Raw genomic sequence first — 16,602 nt, forward strand, 5'->3', positions numbered from 1 at the left:
CTCCTGAAAATGTGGGAGAGGCAGGAATTACCTGACACATAATCGTGACACAAGCGGCGTCGCGCTACTCGGCGGAGAAGAGGTCCGTCACCGCCGTGCCGCGCACGACGAAGGCGTCCGCCTTCACCAGGTCGTCGTAGGTGTTTCCCTGCTCACCCACGCACCGCACCTTGTCGGCCTGGGTGCCCTTGCTCCACTGGGCCACGAGCTTCTCGAACTCCTGCCTGCCCAGATCCGCCACCCGAGCCACCTCCAGCTTGCCGCCGGCGATGCGCACGGTGTCCTTCGTCGTGCTGTCCGCGTAGGGGTCCCAGTTCGTCTCGCTTCGGTGCCGCCGGCCGAACAGCTCCACCGAGGCCCACGGGCCGCTCGCGTTCTTCACCACCCAGGCCCCATCGAGCACCTCGGACACGCTCGTCTCCTCGGCCGCGTTGTTGTCGTAGTAGACGAAGGTGTTGTTGGTGCGCAGCTTGAACCGCCGGGGATCGTTGATGTCGTTGTTGGTGATGCAGCGTCCGCTCCAGCGGTGGTTGATCACCTTTTCCAACGGTGAGCCCGTCAGTCCGGCCTCCAGCGTGCGTTGGCGCTCGGCCGCGTCCGCTGTACGCACCCCCAGGGGCCCCTGGGCGTCCACCAGCCGCAGCTCGCTGAGCACCATGTCCGGGTAGCGCTTGCCGGGGTACACCTCCTCCACCGCCAGCTTCCACACGCGGCCCTTCATCGGTGCCGGCAACTTCAGCGTCTGCACGCCGTTCGCATCCTTCACGGCCAGCGACACCGGCGCGCCCCCATCCACCGAGAGCGCCACCGTCTTCGCCCGCGCGTTCTTCTGGAAGTGGTCCGCCGAGCGCTGGTAGCCGTTCCAGAGCTCCAGGGCCACCACCTCCACCGGCGCCTCCAGCGTGAGCGTGAAGGACTCGCCCGTGCCGGGGCCCTTGGAGCCCTCTGCCCAGCCGAAGTCCAGGCGCCCGTCGAAGAGGAAGCCCGGGTGGTACGCGTCCGCGGGGCTCAGCACCGACGAGGCCTCAAGGCGACCCGCCACCGTGCGCGGCGCGTTCACCGCCAGCGGCTTGCCTCCCTGGAGCAGCTTCACCTCGCCCAGGCACGCCTTCGCATCACCGGTCGAGTGCAGGCGCACGAAGAGCGAGCGCAGCTCCTTCCTGGCGAACTTCAGCGTCTTCTCCTCGGCGCCGACCTTCTCATCGGACATCGCCTCGGCGCCGTTCAGGTACAGGGCCGCCTCGAGCTCCGGAGCGCCCGTGCAGGTGCGCAGCACCACGCCGTCCAGCGGCACGGGCTTCTCGAAGCGCAGCAGCACGCCTTCCTCGGAGGGATCTCCCTCGGGGCTCCATCCGGTGGCCGGGTTGCCGTCGAGCAGCAGCTCGGCACCGGTCCCCGAGGTGGGCGTCAGCGTCTGCAGGGTGATGGGGTTGGCGGCGAGGGCGGCGCTGCCCAGGCCCAGCGTGGCGAGGAAGGCGAGACGGCGGCTCATGAGGTACCTCCAGCGGCGGCGGATTCCGGAAGCTCGAGCTGGTGCTCGGGGACGACGTAGGCGACGCGGGCGTGGTTCTCGCTCAAGGGGTCGTCCCGGAACGAGCCCCCGGTGTGCGTGCGGCGCACGAGGCGGTTCTCCCTCCAGACGGAGCCATCGCGTCGCACGAAGCGGTGCGCCACCTCGAGCACCTCGCAGCGGAAGCCTGGGTTCTCGGGCATCCGCACCGCGCCGTGCACGTGCGTGGCGTCCACGCGCACCTCCAGCATCACGGGCCACGGGTGCGGGTTGCGGAAGCGCAGATCCCTGAAGGGGAAGAAGACGGTGGCCCCGCAGCCGAAGGGCGCGGTGCGCTCGTGGTCGGGGAAGAGATCCAGGTCGTGCCGGTGACGCTCCACCACCTCCAGCCCCGCGTGGATGGCGAGCCAGTAGAGCAGGTTGGCCACCTGGCACAGCCCGCCTCCGGGTCCCTCGGAGAGGCTGCCGTCATGCAGCTCGGGCCCCGGGCGGAAGCCGCGCAGCCGGATGGGCGGCCCCACCACCGTGTGCCACGAGAAGGTCTCCCCGGGCGCGAGCACGAGGCCGTGGATGCGCGAGGCCCCCAGCCGCACGTTGTGCTCCTTGGCTTGTTGGAGGGCCTCTTCGTAGATCGTGATCTCCCGGCGCAGTGGGCTGGAGCGCTCGCAGTGCGCGTGCGGGAAGTGGGTGGTGTCTCCGCGCTCGGGCGGGGGCGGGGGACGGAGGAGTGCCATCGCGACCGCGGGCAGCCGTCGCAGGCCCGCGCGGATGGAGAATGGCACGAGCCTCCGGGCCAGGGCTCGCAGGGTGGGGGAGGGCGAGGTCATTCGGTGACGGGCCTCGGGTGTTTTCCGCGTGGGGGCGTTTTCGAGAGTCCTAGCCTTGCCCACGCGCGGGCCGCGCGTCCAGCCGGGGGCTCGGCCTGGGTATCCGCGACGCGCTCCGTACGAGGTGGCCCCTCCGGTCGCGCTCTTGACCAACTGGTCCGACAGTCAGACCAGTTGGTGAACTTCGGCGGGTCAGGGCTCCGCGTTGGCGGACCGGGTCTCGGCGAGCACCGGGGCCGTGGCGGGCACGGGCATCGAGCGGGCCCGGAGCCGCGAGCTCATCATGGACACCAGCGCGCCCAGCGAGCATACCGGCTTCGCGTCCGGCTCGATGATGCGCGTGGCCAGGAAGGCCGCGGACACCCGCGTCACCGCGGACAGCAGGAAGAGCACATGCAGGTTCACCCAGAGGTGGCCCCCGAGGGTGAACTCGGTGGGCAGCAGGCTCGCGAGGCCCCCGCCCAGCGCCGAGGCCGCCGCATAGGCCAGCCCGCCCGCCGTGGAGAACGCCGCGAGGTAGAACGGCCGGCCCTTGCGCGGCGCCACCGACAGCGGCAGCGCGAAGATGGCCAGGCCGTGGCCGCCCCAGAGCACACCGGCCATCACCACGTCCAGCAGCAGGGGCCAGAGGAACGTGGCCGTCGGGAACAGCCAGATGGTGGGGATGACGCCGATTCCCAGCGAGCACGCCAGCAGCACCGGCTGCGCCCCCACCCGGTCGAGGATCTTCCCCCACAGGGGCGCGGCGAGCATGCGCATCCCGGCCACGGCCGCCAGGTACAGGGCCATGGTGAGGAAGCTCATCTTCAGGTTCTTCAGCATGTGGAACGAGTAGAAGGGCGCGGACACGCCCACCGCCGCGTTCCAGGCCACCTGGTACACCAGCACCCGGCGCGCCCGCTCGTCACGCAGCGGCAGCAGCGCCGCGCGGAAGTCCAGCTTCGCCTTCTCCTTCTGCGGCGCCGGGTCGTGCTGGCGCATCATCAGCACCGTGGTCACCCCGCCCGCCACACAGGCCAGTCCGGCCAGCAGCGGCAGGCCCAGGCCCACGCCCTCGGGGGGGCGCAGCTTGTCCATCAGCACGCCGGCCACCAGCGAGGCCAACGTGCTCCCCAGCGTGCACAGCGCCGTGCGCCGGCCGAAGAAGCGCCCCCGGATGGACTCGGGCACGAGCTCGCCCATCCATGCCACCCAGGCGTTGTTGCCGATGACGCCCAGCACCGCCGAGACCGCCGCCACCGCCACCAGCAACCGCTGCTGTCCGGCGAGCGTCAGCGGCAACCAGGGCAGCACGCACAGCGGCAGCATCACCTGCCGCGACAGGAAGACGGCCACCAGCGCCACCCGCCTGTAGCCAAAGGTGGACGTCAGCCACGCGGCCGGGAACTGGATGAACTGGGCGAAAAAGGGCAGGGCCGTCATCACCCCCACCAGGAAGGGCCCCAGCTTCAGCGCCAGCGCCCAGGCGGTGAGCACCGTGGCACCCGCACACGCGGTGAACACCTCCGCGACGATGCCCTCGGACACCGAGGCCTTCAGGGAGAGTCGCAGGGCCCGCCGTGCGGCGGTGCCAGGGGCGGCCGTCGGGGTGGTGCTCGCGGGGGGGGCCCCCATGAGCGGGGCGGCGGCGCCCGGCAGCGAGTTTCCAGGACGGAACAGCGGGACGGCGGAGGCCAGGGCAGCGAAGCTGCGGAGGACGTTGCGGCGCAGGACAGCGAGTGACACACGACCCCGGGGGCGATGGAGCCCGGACTCTGTCTCACGACGCACCGCGCCTACTCAATCCGACCCCCCAGGCCCGCCTGCCCCCCTTCCAGGCCCCTCCGCCCGCCCGGCCATGCAGGAAGCAGGTGCAGTTCACGCGGTCTTGAACTATATGAACGGCCGCAGAGGGAGAAGAGGGGTACATGGAACTCGCGCGTGAACTGGCGGACTTTCTGGGGAGCGTGGAGCAGCGGCTGGGCACCATGCTGGCGGACGGGAATGCGGGCCCGGGCGTGAAGGGCGACACGCTGATGGAGGCCGCGCGCCACCTGTGCATCGGCACCGGCGGCAAGCGCGCCCGTCCCATGCTGGTGCGCCTGTTCGGCGGCGCCGTGGGGATTGCTCCCGAGAGGCTGGTGGACGTGGCGGTGGCCTCGGAGATGATCCACTCCTCCAGTCTCCTGCACGACGACGTGGTGGACGCCGGCATGTACCGCCGCGCCAAGCCCACGGTGAACGCCCGCTGGGGCAACATCGTCGCGGTGATGAGTGGAGACCTCATCCTCTCCACCGCGCTGCACCGCCTGTCCAACCTGGACGCGCGCCTCACCCAGAGCGCCCTGGCGGTGGTGGTGGAGATGTCGCGCGCCGCCATCACCGAGGTGGAGGCCCGCGGCAACCTGGAGCTGCCCCTGGAGCGCCTGCGCTACATCGCCGAGGGCAAGACGGGCTCGCTCTTCGGCTGGTGCGGCAGTGCCGCCGCCACGCTCGCCGGTCATCCCGAGGCCGCCCAGCGCTTCGATCTGTTCGGCCGCCGCTTCGGCGTGGCCTTCCAGATCGCCGACGACATCCGGGACGTGCTCGGCACGGATCCGGGCAAGCCGCGCTACGCGGACGTGCTCTCGGGGACGCCCTCGCTGCCCATCCTGCTGGCGGTGGCGCGGGATGCCACCCTGAAGAGCAAGCTGAAGGACGCCTGGGCCTTCACCACGGTGAACCCCGAGCGCACCCGGGCCATCGGTGACGCCATCGAGGCCACGGGCGCCGTCGAGCTGGCCCTGGAGCGGATGAACCGGGAGCTGGACGCGGCGGTGGACGCGCTGGGGCCGTACGGGCAGCAGGGCACGGGGACGGAGCTGGTGGACTGGGCGCGCAAGCTGTCGGTGGGCATGTCCGCCCAGGCCCAGGAACGGAGCCGCGCTGCATGAAGGGCTACCTGTGGACGGGCGGTCTCGAAGCGGCCCGGGGGGAGGGCTCCAGCAACGGTCGTCTCGCTCCCTGGGAAGCCATCGCGATTGACGCGGTAGGCAATGTGATTGAGTTCTGGGGCTTCAAGCGCAACCAGGGCCGGGTCTGGGCCCTGCTGTACCTGCGCGGCGAGCCCCTGACCGCCGGGGAGCTCGAGCGCGAGCTGGAGCTGTCCAAGGGCGGGGTGTCCATGCTGTTGAGGGACCTGGAGCGCTGGGGCGTCATCCGGCGCGTGCGCTCGCCGCAGGACAGCGCCTGGCGCTACGGGGCGGAGACGGACCTCATCCGCATGGTGTCGCACGTGATTGAGGAGCGGGAAGCGGGCTTCATCGAGCGCATCCGGGCGGACCTGTCCGAGGCCCGGAGGCTGGCCGGTGAGGCGGGGAATGTTCCCCAGGAGCACCTGTCGCGCCTGGAGAAGATGGCCACGCTTGCCGAGCACGTGGAGCGCGCGTTACGGCTGTTCATCAAGACGGCGCGCCTGGACGTGGGTGGCATTCTGGGAGTGCTGCGCGACGAGGAGCCGGGCCGGCGGTGAGTCGGCCGTCAGGCCGAGGGAGGCACGGATGGACTCGCATTACGATCAGGTGATGAAGGCGCGGAACCAGGCGGATACCGCGGCGTCGAAGCTGTACTTCGCGTACTCGACGATTCTCGACCGGGCGGCGTTCGAGGAGTGGCGGGCGCAGCACAGCTACGAGTTCTTCGAGCTGCCCGAGGGCAAGCTGGCCGAGGCGCTGGACGTGGACCTGGTCTACGACTTCCCCTCGAGGTGGTGGGGCGGGCGGGTGGCGGGGCTGAAGGACGAGCCGGGGAAGAGCGTGTACGGGAGGCTCTTCGAGATTGGCGGGAAGGACTGGCCGATCATCCAGCACAAGGAGGGGGCGGTGACGGGGATGTGCGTGGAGCGCATCGTCCGTGTCCGCGTGGAGGGCCAGGAGTTGCAGGCGACGGCGTTCGTGACGTCGCCGAGGCGGGCGGCCAGCGAGGGCCCCGTGAGCCAGCGGTTCATCGAGGCGCTGGTGCGAGGCGCCCAGAGCGCGGGACTGCCGGCGCAGTACATCGAGCGGCTGCGCCGGGGAGAGTAGGGGAGGCACGGTGGCGCCCCTGGGTTCGGGACCAAGGGGTCGCAGGTTCAAATCCTGTCTCCCCGACCATCTCTACCGGGAGTGACCGGCGGCCAGATCGCGGTCCGCGGTGGACTGCTTCAGAACTGGGTCCACTTCTGCGCGACGGTGCCGTTGCACCCCCAGATCTGCACCCGCGTCCCGATGGCCGTGCCCGCGTTGTCCACGTCCAGGCAGATGTTGCTCCCCAACGCGCTCCGGAGCTCACGCCCGGCGGTGAGCGCCCACTTCTGCGCGGCCGTGCCGTTGCACTCCCAGAGCTGCACCTGGGTCCCCGGGGCCGTGTTCGCGTTGGACACATCCAGGCAGAGGCTGGGGGCCAGGGTGCTGCGCACCTCGCCTCGGGCGGTCAGGAACCACTCCTGCGCGGCCGTGCCATTGCAGTTCCAGAGCTGTGTGCGAGTTCCCTGGGCCGTGCTGCCGTTGGACACCTCCAGGCAGCGATCCGTGGCCACGTCGCTGCGGATGCGGGTACGCGTGCTGAGGATGGACTCCGCGCCGTAGAAGTCTCCATGGGACAGCCCATCGCGCTGACCCAGGCCCGACGTCCCCCCTCCATCCTTGCGCTCGATGGTGGGCAGACCATTGATGGAAAAACCGTAGCCACCGTAGTGCATGATGGAGCCGTAATCGTAGGACCCGATTTCGATGCCATCGTTTCCTCGTTGCACGTAGGTCTGGAAGTTGTGCTCGGTTCCGGGCTGGATGTTGGCCCAGTTGATCTGGATGTAGTTGTCCCGGTCGGCGCGGCTCTGCTCATGCCAGAGACCCACGGCATGCCCGATCTCATGGATCGCGGCGCCCACGTAGCATCCAGTGCCCAGGGTCACCTGCTGCTCGCCACCGATCCTGCCGACGTACGAGCCGCAGCCGGCGCCGGGCACGAACCGCACGTAGTCCGTCTCCGTCGTGCGGGCCTTGAAGCGCAAGGAGGTCATGGTTTCCCAGTGGCTGATGGCGAACAGCACCCGGCTGATGTCGGGCAGGTTGGGATCGATGACATACGGGATGGTGCCATTCGGCCAGCGGGCGCTCGAAGCGGTTCTGCCCACGGAGAGACCGCTGCGGGTCTGGCCCTCCCGGAGATCGAGCAGGATATCCCCCTCCAGTACGGCCTGTCCGTCGATCTTCTCGTAGGTGACGGTCTGGCGTCCAAGGCCCGGCAGCGTCACCTCGGCGGTCACCACTTCACCCTTCTGAGCGGGGAGCGCCAGCTCCGTCCCCTGGGAGAGGCCCTCCGGCGTGAGCTCGCTACCGGGACCGCAGCCGCCCAGCAGCGCGGCACCCAGCGTGGAGATACCCAAAGACAGACGGAGGAAGTTCTGATGACGGATCATGGTTGCGCCCTGGCGTGTTGTGGCTCGATTGCTTTGTCGAGCATGTGCAAACACTACCGGCAGCCTCGGGGGGCGGCTGTGACGCAGCCCATACCGTTTTAGTGAGCGCGATCACCCATCGGCTCAGCCACATCGCTAGCGTGGTGGTGAGCAAGTACCGGCGCACCCGGAGGGGAGATGCGCCCGGGGCGCGGCAATACGCCGGGCGACGCGGCCCTGTTTCTCCCCAAGGTGGGCCCTTCGTACCCTGGAGCGTCAGACACGCGCCGGTGACACCTTCACGGGGGCCTATCTCATCCTGGCCCTGCTCTTCACGCAGTCACCCCAGACCCTCATCATCGCGGACGATTTTCCCGTCAAGGTGTTCGGACACGCGGCGGTGGTCTTTCGCTATGACGCCGAGCTCCAGCGTTTCGAGCTCTATGACAACAACTTCCCCGGGGAGACGGTCTACCTCTACTGGAGCCTCACCAAGGGCTTTGGCCTCTACTCCAAATACTCCGGACTCGCCAAGAAGTTCGCAGTCGACTCCATGCATTCGACCTTCTCGCCAGCGACCTTTGAAGAACTTTTCGCGGGAGCGGAGAGCGGTTGGACGGATTCGAAGTTTCCCAGGATCACGCTCTCGCAACCGGTCCCGCTGGCGACCAACCCCAATCTCTACGAAGTGACGAACGCCAATGATGTCACCCTGGTGGCGAGCGTCCCCCGGCCGCCGGATGCCACGAATCCGGCTGCGCAGCGCTACGCCCATGTCTATCTGAACGGCATCCACAAGGTCGCAGTGGTTCCCATCAATGACGAGGGCGAGTTCAGCTACCACATCGGTGCGTTGCCCAATCCACTGGGCACCGAAGTGATGCTAATCGTTTCAGAGAGCAACCTGAATTTCCGCGTGGGCTTCCATGCCTTCAAGCATTTCAAGATACGGGGACAGGGGCTTTCTCTTTTCAAGAACCTTGGCTTCGAGACCGGCGGATTCGATTTCTGGACCTCCGAGCGCCACATCTGGGGAGGCGGCGACGGCAGGACTCCCCGTGCGGGGCCGTCCCCCCTGTAGGGTTGGTCGTCCCGCACCCTATCCTTCAGGACTGCTACATCTGGGGGAGGCCAACGTCATGGCGGAGCAGAACCGAAGTCCTGGGGTGGGGGAGGGCGGCGGTACGCAGCTCGACGGCAGGCGGAGCGCGCTGGGCTGGCCGTGGCGGCTGTCGCGCGTGGTGGTGCTGTTGCTCCTTGGGCTGCAGGCGGCGTGCGCGACGGGCTACCCCATGGGGGGGATGCTGGCTGGCGGTGCTCGCCATCGGTGGCGGGTGCAGCGTGAGAGTCCCAGGCCACAGGAGATGGCGGGCCAGGCCCAGGGGGCGTCCGCAACGACGGCCGGGGAGGCCGTTGCGGACCTGGAGGGCACTGTCGCGCAAGCCGAGGAGCTCGAGGCCGGTGTGCCGGTGGCGGCGGGCACGGGCCATGTTGTCGGGGCGACAGAGCGGGCCCGGCAACGTGCGCGGCGCGTGAGCGAGGGGGACGACGAGGAGAGCGTGGAGGGGAAGGGCGTTGGATGGCCGGATGGAGTGGGCGACGGACGGCCCTTCGAGGTGCCCATGACGCTCGACTACTTCCAGGGCTTCCTCGCGCAGGCAGGTGTCCCCAGCACGGCGTTGCCGAAGGACGGGCGCACGCTCGCGCCTCGGCAGGCGATGGAGCTGGTGCCCCATCTGCTCTCCACGCCGCTGACACTGGGCAACTTCGGGCTCCGGAGGATGGCGGCGCACCTGCTCCTGGAGGTGGCCGCTGGCGGCGAGGTTGTGACGCGGGACGAGTTCCACACGCGGATGCGGCGCTTCTCGCGGTTGTTGGTGCTTCGTCCGGACGGATACCTGGTGAGGGCCTCCTCGGGGGTGGCGGTCCAGAAGGTCGGGCAGGTCGTGCTCGCCGAGGACGGAACGCTACGGGCCGGTCGCTTCGAGGTGGGTCCATTCTACGCCATCGAGGGCGAACGCCTCTTCCCGGTGGACCAGATGCTCGAGGTTCCGAGAGGCGCGCGTCCAGCGGGCCTCTATGAGCCCGACGACAACCCAGCGCTGGCGGTGGCCGAGGGGGCGGTGCTCGCAGTAGTAGACATGGTGGAAGGCCTCTACCGGCTGGTCTTCTACACGGGCGAGACGATTGAGGGGCTGGCGCAGCTGCCGGGCGCGGTGAGGCAGCTCTACGAGACCTCGCCGCAACTGTGGGAGGAGTTCCGCCACAAGCCCTACGCTGAGAGGGTGCGCACCGTGTCGCGGCTAGCGACGGGCGCGGTGCTGACGGTGGGCACGGCCGGTGCTGGAACTGCGAAGGTAGCGGCCTGGGGCGGCAAGCTGGGAAGCCTCACGGTGCCCCTGTTGTCGCTCACGGGGGACGGGCTCCTGGCGGTGCGCTTGGTGGCCGTCCCCGTTGGGAGTGTCGCCACCGCGGCGGCGCCGACGTTGAGTGCCACCTACGTCCTGCACATGGCCGCCACGAGCGCCCAGGGCGCGGGGGGCGGTGGTGGGTGGCCTCCAGTGGGTGGGCCCGGGCAGTGGGTGGAGGACACCTCGAGCATGTCGGAGCAGTCCCGCGCCTACCAAGCCCAGGTGACTGGCGCCCCCAAAGGCTGGTGCTACAAGGTGTGCCGGAATGGGAAGTGCGTCGAGTACGACGGGTTTGATCCGACCGAGGGCGTGCTGCTCGAGGGCAAGGCTCGCGGGTACGATCAGTGGTTCGACGCGGACCTCAACCCTACGCACGATTTCTACGGGGGCCTGAAGGGTATGCTCGAGCAGGCGCGACGTCAGTTGCAGATGGCTGGCGGGCTGCCAATCCGTTGGCACGTCGCCGAGCCGAGGATGGTGGCCGTGCTTCGGAAGTATTTCGATTCCCGAGGTCTTCAGTCCATAGACGTCGTTTACACGCAGCCCGTGAAGTGAGGCCGCCAAGCATGAGCGAGAGGTACGGAATCAAGGCGTATTGGGGGCACCGGCCGGAGTCGGCCGAGGAGTGCGCGCGGCGGGCGGAGATATTCTTCCGCCTCCTCGGGGAGTGCCATCCGGACCTAGCCCGCTGGTACGAGCAGAGCAGCTCGGCACGGAAAGCGCTGCAGCTCGGCTTTGAGCCCACCCGCGAGACGTTCCGGAAGTTCTTCGGCCGGGAGAAGTACCAGATTCTGGATGACGGTTTTGCGTTCAGCGCCTGGACCGGGCACGTGGAACAGCGCCAGGGCGGAATGGTCATGTTCGAGTGCGGCTCAAAGGCTGAGGTCGCACCGAACTTCCTCTGGCTCTTCCTCCCCAAGGAGGCCCTGGGTCAGGAGCGGGTAGTCACGGAGCCTGTCGTCTCTGGTGCCATGCGTGCCGTTGCTGTGGCCTGGGAGCCTGAGTGGGCAGTGGCGACGGCGGACGGACTATGGGACGAGCTCTCCGGCGGCAGTCGGCTCGGCTGCTTCGTGGGCTGGATGACGTACTTCTCGCGGGAACGGGGCGAGGTGCCGGCGCTGCCCGCCCCCGTGCGCGTGGAGCCCGTGGGGGACAAGGGCACGCTTATCACCCTGACTTCCGAGCGGCTCACTCCGAGCAATCCAGAGCACGTTGCGCTCGCTTGGCGCACACAGAAGCTGCTGGAGGAGCGAGGGCTGTTCCGGTTGATGGTCCACCCGTCTGCCATACGGAAGAGCTGAACCGAGGTCCGGGTGACACCCAACGTCCACTACGAGGAGCGAGAGATCCAGGGTGAGCGACTGGAGCTCACCGATAAGGAAGCCATCTATCGGCTAGGCCCGAACGTCACACTGGGAGTGTCGGAGCCGACCTAGCCACTCCCGAAAAACAGTCGAGCCGCTAGTAGCAGGCGCAGCCCACAGGCTTCTTGCAGTCGTAGCTGGTGGTGATGGCCCCACTGGAAGGCGTGCCGAAAGCTCCGTAAGACCTCGCCGCGCCCCGTGAAGGCGGAGGTTGACGTCACGCCCAATCCGAGAACCACCAGACTGCCTTGTTGCCGATCTATTGGTGGCGCCAGTGCCCGGAATCGGGGCCGGCTCAGAACCTACCACCCGGGTGGTATGGCGGCCCCAGCCGAGGCAGCTCAATCTTCGCGAGAAAGATGAGCGCACGAGGTGCTCGCGAGCTCGGTCCAGGTCTCGAGCCGCGAACAGTCGCTTCGTGCCCTGCTGCCCGAGGAGGAGTACATGTCAGGAGGGAGTGGAGGCCCGTCGTGGCCTGAGCCAAGGCCGATCACGAAGCCCAAGGAGGGAGACGGAGGAGGCGGCGGCGGAATCCCCGACGCATGCAACATCCAGGAAACGACCACCCTCAACTCACCCGACCGCACGGTCATCTCAGGGCTCAGGGCCGGGGATGTTCTGGAAGTCGTGTTCGAGGCCGGCCCTCCCCGACGGCTGGTCGCCAGGACGTTGGCGGGTGCGGTCGCGGGCGCCATCACGTCACCCTCGTTGCCGCAGTTCATCCAGTGCATCACCCACTCCAACGTCAGGTACACGGCTGAGGTCCTCGGCGTTCGGGGAGCTGTGTGCCAGGTCCGGGTGCAGCCGAAATGACAGCCATCACCATTGCAGGAGGTGTCTACCACGAGCGGTGCATCTGGCCTGACTGGGACCAACTCTACGGGTCGGCAGGGCGTGCCGCCGCAGCGCTCTCTGGCCACGTCGATAGCATCACCCTGCGCGGCTATGCCCGACCGGACGTCGCCACCCGCTTCTCGCCGTACGCCAACCTATACGGCTTCACCTTCGACCCCGTACACACCGAGCAGGTGGTCTCTTTCGAGTACATCCACAGCCTGTCGGTGCCCCTCATCCGGCCAGCTCCGGTGATGATTCCGCCCAATCCTCCCATTCCGGTGTCCGCGTCAGTCGTCCTGCGCTTCGGAATGCTGGAGGGCAGCGCCCGGGTCGAGGCCGAGCGCTGTGTCTATGACCCGCAATCCGCTTTTCGTCCGGAACCCTTCGACGCCAATGGCAGCACCGCGAAGCACCTGGCGATTGTCGCGAACCAGGCAGAGACGCTCGCGCTGGGAGGAGGCAACGACCCCATTGCGGCAGCGCAGTCCTTGTTGAAACGCGGTGCCGAGGTCGTGGTTGTCAAGTCCGGAGCGAAAGGCGCCTATATCGTGGAAGCGAGCGGCGTTTCCCACGTCTCAGCCTACCGGACGGACCGGGTCTGGACGGTTGGCTCTGGGGATGTGTTCGCGGCCATCTTCGCCGCCTACTGGGGAGCTCACGGAGCCACCACGGTCCATGCCGCCGAGCTCGCCTCCCGCGCCGTCGCCGCATACGTCGACTCGATGGCGCTCCCCGTTCCGCTGCCGCCCGTACTGCTCCAGAGCCCTCGTCCCAAGACTGTGGCCGCAGGTGGGAAGGTCTATCTCGCGGCTCCCTTCTTCACGCTCGGCCAGCGCTGGTTGGTCGACGAGGCACGGCGCGGCCTGGGTGAGCTGGGTCTCGAGGTCTTCTCTCCCGTTCACGACGTGGGAGCCGGCCCGGCGGACCAGGTGGCGCCCGCCGACCTCGCCGCGCTCGACGTCTGCGACGCGGTGTTCGCCATCCTCGATGGCACGGACAGCGGCACCCTGTTCGAAGTCGGCTACGCGCGTGCCCGTGGCAAGCCCGTCTATGCGCTCGCTCAGACTGTCTCGGATGAGGACTTGAAGATGGTGCAGGGCTCCAACTGCCGCATCTTCGATGACTTCGTGACGGCTCTGCACCACACGGCGTGGCGGACATGAAGACGGCACTGCTGCTCTCCGGTGGAATGGACTCGATAGCCATCGCCTGGTGGCGACGACCGGAGCTGGCCATTACTGTGGACTACGGCCAGCGTCCCGCCCTGGCGGAGCTCCGCGCCGCAGCGTCGGCCGCCGAGGCCATGGGAATCGAGCACCTGTCCGTGAAGGCGGACCTCAGCGCCCTGGGCAGCGGAGACATGGCTGGAGCCGAGCCCCTGTCCCTGGCCCCTGTGACTGAGTGGTGGCCTTTCCGGAATCAGATGCTCGTCACGCTCGCGGCCATGAAGGCCGTGGCCCATGGCGTCCAGCGTCTGCTCATCGGAACCCTGAAGACCGATGGACTTCATGCGGATGGTCGGCCGGACTTCGTCATGACCCTGGACGCGTTGCTGCGCCTGCAAGAGGGCGGACTTCGGCTGGAAGCACCAGCAATCGCGCTGACCTCCGCCGAGCTGATCCGCACCTCGAACATCCCCATGGAGGTCCTCGCCTGGGCACACTCCTGCCACGTGGGTATCCATGCCTGTGGCCAGTGTCGGGGGTGTCAGAAGCACTATCAAACCCTGGCGGAGCTCGGTGTTGACCCCTACTGATAAGGATCCACGACCGAGACGCAACGCCGGAACGCCGGTTCCTCTCGGCTGGCCCGTCCGGTCCCGTGTCGGCTGTCCACCAGTGGTGCCGCCCATCCCCCAGACATTCGCCGCCGTCCTGGAGGCACGGCGCTCGATTCGAGTCATGCAGCGGGCGCCGCTCCGTGAGCTCGTCAACGCGCTCGCGTTTGCGACGCGCCCACGCGCTTTACGTGAGGGGGATGTCCTCATGCGGTCGCGAAGGCCCAGCCCATCGGCGGGTGCGCTCCATCCCATCGAGCTCGTCCTCGTGGACTGGCGAGGGAGCCCGCGCGTCATGCGCTACGACACACTTTCACACCAGCTCGAGCTCCTGACCGTCGCCGACCCGGAGGCGCTCAGGCGATTCATTCGAGCCTGCGGCGACTTGCTTCCCGAGGTCCGGGGAACCGCGCTCGTCCTCATCGGTCATGCGTCACGGGTCGCGGCGGTGTACGAAACGGCGGCCTCCCTCTTGTGGCGTGATGCGGGAGCCCTGACGCAGACGCTGTTTCTCACCGCGACAGCCTTCCGGCTGGCTTTCTGTCCGCTCGGTATCCTCGGACATGAGGTCGTGCAGGCCCTGGGACTGCCTGCGGATGCTCTCGCGACGGGCGCTGCCTTGATGGGACGTTCCCCTTGAACTTTCGAGTCGAGGTGGACTCCAGGACGCTTGCCGGAAGACGACGCATGTAGTCCCACATCAGCCCGTCAAGCATCGCGGCTGGCACCTCGAGCGCGGTGGCGAACGCCAGGAACGCCGCCTCGAGCTCACGATAGTGGCGCTGCGGCTCCTGATCCTGGGCGAAGAGGCCCATGTGCCGTCCCGCTCGGAGGATGTGGACGTCGATGATGGCGACCTCGCTGGAGCCCCTGTGGTTGCGGACGATCCACGATGCGGTCTTCAGCCCAATGCCGGGGAGCTCCGCCAGGCGGTCCCTCAGCACCGTGTCGCTGGCATGGAGCTCCAGCCCCGCGAGCTGGGCGAGACACGCCGACAGGTAGCGCGCCTTCTGCCGGGGGAACCGATAGCCGCAGGTCCGGCCATGGATGACGAAGGGCCTGCTCAGCGCGACCTCGAGAGCCTCGGCCGTGGGTGTCCCCACCAGGAGCCCCTGGTCCCGCAGCCGCGCGAACGCGGCGAGACCGAGCTCAGCCTTCATGCCAAAGCCACCCAGCATGCAGGCCGCCACTTCCTCTGACAGCGTCCGGCCCAGGCGCAAGTCGCGATAGCTGCCGAGCTTCTCGTGCTGCCAGGCTTGCCCGCGCCAGAACGCGGGCGTCAGGAGCTCGTCGAATGCGCCCCACGGAATTCCTGCTAGCACATATGAGTCGGGCAGGGGCAGGGGCAGCTTCTGGACCGTGCCACCTATGACTGAGTACATGATCTGCACGGCATCTCCGAGGTGGGCTCCTCGTGGCGAAGGAGCGCGACGGCGCGGCAGTGCACCACAGTCTTGGCGTTCCGCGAAACCTTCTTGCCGCATCGCGGTGGATTCTGATCGCCGAGCCGCTCCCTTCAGAGGCCCGTGGCCTTCTCCATGTGCTCGGGGTAGCGGATTCCAGTACACGCCGCGGTACAGGGCTGCGGCGTCTGTGTGCGCGTCAGGGGCCGGGCCGTGGATTGCCCCATGCCGCCGCGGCGATCTTCCACTGCCCGTTGGTGCGCACGAGCAGCAGGTGATCGATGTAGCGCACGCCCTCGAACACGACGTCGAGTTTGGCGGCCGCCACGCTCCCACGGACCTCAACCTTCAGGATGCGCCAGGGGCTCGCGCGGTCCTGCACCCCCACGTCCTGGTTCGCCGCGTAGCGGGCCGCGGCCTCGGAGAGGGGCTCCCACGAGAAGGGGACTCCCTGGACGTGCACGCGGAAATAGAGGCAATCGGGGGTGTGCGTCTGGTGCAGCAGGGCGGGGCTGTAGATGGCGTGCGCCTCGATCTTCCCGGCGAGCACCGCGCGAATCTCCTCCTGTGCGGAGGCGGACGCGGTTGCTTGCTCCCCGGCTTCGAGCCGCTGGAACACCTTGCCCACGATTCGCCAGCCCGCGGGCGTGTCCACCACGAGTAGCAGGTCGTCGAACGTGTGTCCGGGCCAGCGGGAAACCGCCTCCACCAGGGCGAGCGGGCCCTCGTGGTCGAGCACTGTCATGTGTCGCTCGGTAGCGGGCAGCGGGTGGCTCGCCCCCTCGTCCAGCCGCTGCCACCATTCCAGTTGCGTGAGTGCCCGTGGCACCCCGCCATCGCCCTCCACCCAGTGCATGACGGCGCCGGGATGGAAGGCCGAGCGCAGCAGGTGGCTGGAACTCGTGTCGGAGGCGAGGAAGTACGTTCGTACGGCCTCCTCGGGTGTGAGGTTTTGACGAGGGGGAGGGGAGGGAGACATGGCGCGGGTGTGCGAGCAGGCGGGGAGCAGTGCGAGGGTCATCAGCAAGAGGAGTGACCTGGGCATGGCGGGAATGTGCGACCGAACCTGCCCGGGCAC

The 16,602-nt window shown here is 68.3% G+C and carries 15 protein-coding genes and 1 pseudogene; 10 read left to right on the forward strand and 6 right to left on the reverse strand.

Annotated elements, in window-relative coordinates; translation table 11 throughout:
• Positions 1–64: 64 nt before the first annotated feature.
• From JRI60_RS25355 to JRI60_RS25365, 3 genes are all read right to left on the reverse strand, one after another.
• Positions 65–1,492, reverse strand: a complete 1,428-nt coding sequence (locus tag JRI60_RS25355) for an NADase-type glycan-binding domain-containing protein (RefSeq protein WP_204228453.1) — start codon at positions 1,490–1,492, stop codon at positions 65–67.
• On the reverse strand, positions 1,489–2,337 hold the full coding sequence (locus tag JRI60_RS25360; protein ID WP_204228454.1) for a VanW family protein: 849 nt from the start codon (positions 2,335–2,337) through the stop codon (positions 1,489–1,491). The genes JRI60_RS25355 and JRI60_RS25360 overlap by 4 nt, the downstream gene beginning before the upstream one ends.
• A 192-nt stretch (positions 2,338–2,529) precedes the next feature.
• On the reverse strand, positions 2,530–4,062 hold the full coding sequence (locus JRI60_RS25365; RefSeq protein WP_204228455.1) for an MFS transporter: 1,533 nt from the start codon (positions 4,060–4,062) through the stop codon (positions 2,530–2,532).
• Positions 4,063–4,244: 182 nt separating this feature from the next.
• Here JRI60_RS25365 and JRI60_RS25370 point away from each other — a divergent pair, with 182 nt between their 5' ends.
• The 3 genes from JRI60_RS25370 to JRI60_RS25380 are packed head-to-tail and all read left to right on the forward strand — an operon-like array spanning position 4,245 to position 6,377.
• Positions 4,245–5,249: a polyprenyl synthetase family protein gene (locus JRI60_RS25370; RefSeq protein ID WP_204228456.1), complete on the forward strand. Its 1,005-nt coding sequence runs from the start codon at positions 4,245–4,247 to the stop codon at positions 5,247–5,249.
• Complete coding sequence (locus tag JRI60_RS25375) at positions 5,246–5,827, forward strand: GbsR/MarR family transcriptional regulator (RefSeq protein WP_204228457.1); 582 nt, start codon at positions 5,246–5,248, stop codon at positions 5,825–5,827. The genes JRI60_RS25370 and JRI60_RS25375 overlap by 4 nt, the downstream gene beginning before the upstream one ends.
• Positions 5,828–5,855: 28 nt before the next feature.
• Positions 5,856–6,377, forward strand: a complete 522-nt coding sequence (locus JRI60_RS25380) for a gamma-glutamylcyclotransferase (protein ID WP_204228458.1) — start codon at positions 5,856–5,858, stop codon at positions 6,375–6,377.
• A gap of 119 nt (positions 6,378–6,496) precedes the next feature.
• Here JRI60_RS25380 and JRI60_RS25385 read toward each other — a convergent pair whose 3' ends face one another.
• Complete coding sequence (locus JRI60_RS25385) at positions 6,497–7,753, reverse strand: M12 family metallopeptidase (RefSeq protein ID WP_204228459.1); 1,257 nt, start codon at positions 7,751–7,753, stop codon at positions 6,497–6,499.
• Positions 7,754–8,114: 361 nt separating this feature from the next.
• Between JRI60_RS25385 and JRI60_RS25390 the strand changes: the two genes are divergently transcribed.
• From JRI60_RS25390 to JRI60_RS55170, 7 genes are all read left to right on the forward strand, one after another.
• The gene (locus tag JRI60_RS25390; protein WP_204228460.1) at positions 8,115–8,813 is read left to right on the forward strand and encodes a hypothetical protein; all 699 of its coding nucleotides are present in this window, start codon (positions 8,115–8,117) and stop codon (positions 8,811–8,813) included.
• Positions 8,814–8,871: 58 nt separating this feature from the next.
• Positions 8,872–10,698 carry a restriction endonuclease fold toxin 5 domain-containing protein gene (locus tag JRI60_RS54600; RefSeq protein ID WP_204228461.1) on the forward strand — a complete coding sequence of 609 codons (1,827 nt, stop codon included), beginning with the start codon at positions 8,872–8,874 and terminating at the stop codon, positions 10,696–10,698.
• 11 nt (positions 10,699–10,709) lie between these two features.
• Positions 10,710–11,444, forward strand: a complete 735-nt coding sequence (locus tag JRI60_RS25400; RefSeq protein WP_204228462.1) for an immunity 52 family protein — start codon at positions 10,710–10,712, stop codon at positions 11,442–11,444.
• Between the two features lie 435 nt (positions 11,445–11,879).
• A complete protein-coding gene (locus JRI60_RS25405; protein WP_239470719.1) occupies positions 11,880–12,320 on the forward strand; it encodes a hypothetical protein in 441 nt (146 codons plus the stop codon).
• A complete protein-coding gene (locus JRI60_RS25410; protein ID WP_204228463.1) occupies positions 12,317–13,507 on the forward strand; it encodes a PfkB family carbohydrate kinase in 1,191 nt (396 codons plus the stop codon). Before JRI60_RS25405 ends, JRI60_RS25410 begins: the two co-directional genes overlap by 4 nt.
• A complete protein-coding gene (locus JRI60_RS25415; protein WP_204228464.1) occupies positions 13,504–14,100 on the forward strand; it encodes a 7-cyano-7-deazaguanine synthase in 597 nt (198 codons plus the stop codon). Before JRI60_RS25410 ends, JRI60_RS25415 begins: the two co-directional genes overlap by 4 nt.
• Positions 14,101–14,245: 145 nt before the next feature.
• The gene (locus tag JRI60_RS55170) at positions 14,246–14,761 is read left to right on the forward strand and encodes a nitroreductase family protein (RefSeq protein ID WP_204228465.1); all 516 of its coding nucleotides are present in this window, start codon (positions 14,246–14,248) and stop codon (positions 14,759–14,761) included.
• Positions 14,762–14,909: 148 nt separating this feature from the next.
• On the opposite strand, the pseudogene JRI60_RS53555 reads toward JRI60_RS55170, so the two are convergent.
• Positions 14,910–15,605, reverse strand: a pseudogene (locus JRI60_RS53555) (hypothetical protein); the annotation flags it as partial.
• A gap of 118 nt (positions 15,606–15,723) precedes the next feature.
• Complete coding sequence (locus JRI60_RS25425; protein WP_239470721.1) at positions 15,724–16,569, reverse strand: nuclear transport factor 2 family protein; 846 nt, start codon at positions 16,567–16,569, stop codon at positions 15,724–15,726.
• Between the last annotated feature and the right edge of the window lie 33 nt (positions 16,570–16,602).

It is taken from the genome of Archangium violaceum, from assembly GCF_016887565.1.
Taxonomy (GTDB): Bacteria; Myxococcota; Myxococcia; order Myxococcales; family Myxococcaceae; genus Archangium; species Archangium violaceum_B.

What these genes read in the sequence shown, in the direction of transcription:
- JRI60_RS25355 (WP_204228453.1), bottom strand. Translation starts at nt 1,492, where the DNA reads ATGAGCCGCCGTCTCGCCTTCCTCGCCACGCTGGGCCTGGGCAGCGCC.
- JRI60_RS25360 (WP_204228454.1), bottom strand. Translation starts at nt 2,337, where the DNA reads ATGACCTCGCCCTCCCCCACCCTGCGAGCCCTGGCCCGGAGGCTCGTG.
- JRI60_RS25370 (WP_204228456.1), top strand. Translation starts at nt 4,245, where the DNA reads ATGGAACTCGCGCGTGAACTGGCGGACTTTCTGGGGAGCGTGGAGCAG.
- JRI60_RS25375 (WP_204228457.1), top strand. Translation starts at nt 5,246, where the DNA reads ATGAAGGGCTACCTGTGGACGGGCGGTCTCGAAGCGGCCCGGGGGGAG.
- JRI60_RS25380 (WP_204228458.1), top strand. Translation starts at nt 5,856, where the DNA reads ATGGACTCGCATTACGATCAGGTGATGAAGGCGCGGAACCAGGCGGAT.
- JRI60_RS25385 (WP_204228459.1), bottom strand. Translation starts at nt 7,753, where the DNA reads ATGATCCGTCATCAGAACTTCCTCCGTCTGTCTTTGGGTATCTCCACG.
- JRI60_RS54600 (WP_204228461.1), top strand. Translation starts at nt 8,872, where the DNA reads ATGGCGGAGCAGAACCGAAGTCCTGGGGTGGGGGAGGGCGGCGGTACG.
- JRI60_RS25400 (WP_204228462.1), top strand. Translation starts at nt 10,710, where the DNA reads ATGAGCGAGAGGTACGGAATCAAGGCGTATTGGGGGCACCGGCCGGAG.
- JRI60_RS25410 (WP_204228463.1), top strand. Translation starts at nt 12,317, where the DNA reads ATGACAGCCATCACCATTGCAGGAGGTGTCTACCACGAGCGGTGCATC.
- JRI60_RS25415 (WP_204228464.1), top strand. Translation starts at nt 13,504, where the DNA reads ATGAAGACGGCACTGCTGCTCTCCGGTGGAATGGACTCGATAGCCATC.
- JRI60_RS55170 (WP_204228465.1), top strand. Translation starts at nt 14,246, where the DNA reads ATGCAGCGGGCGCCGCTCCGTGAGCTCGTCAACGCGCTCGCGTTTGCG.
- JRI60_RS25425 (WP_239470721.1), bottom strand. Translation starts at nt 16,569, where the DNA reads ATGCCCAGGTCACTCCTCTTGCTGATGACCCTCGCACTGCTCCCCGCC.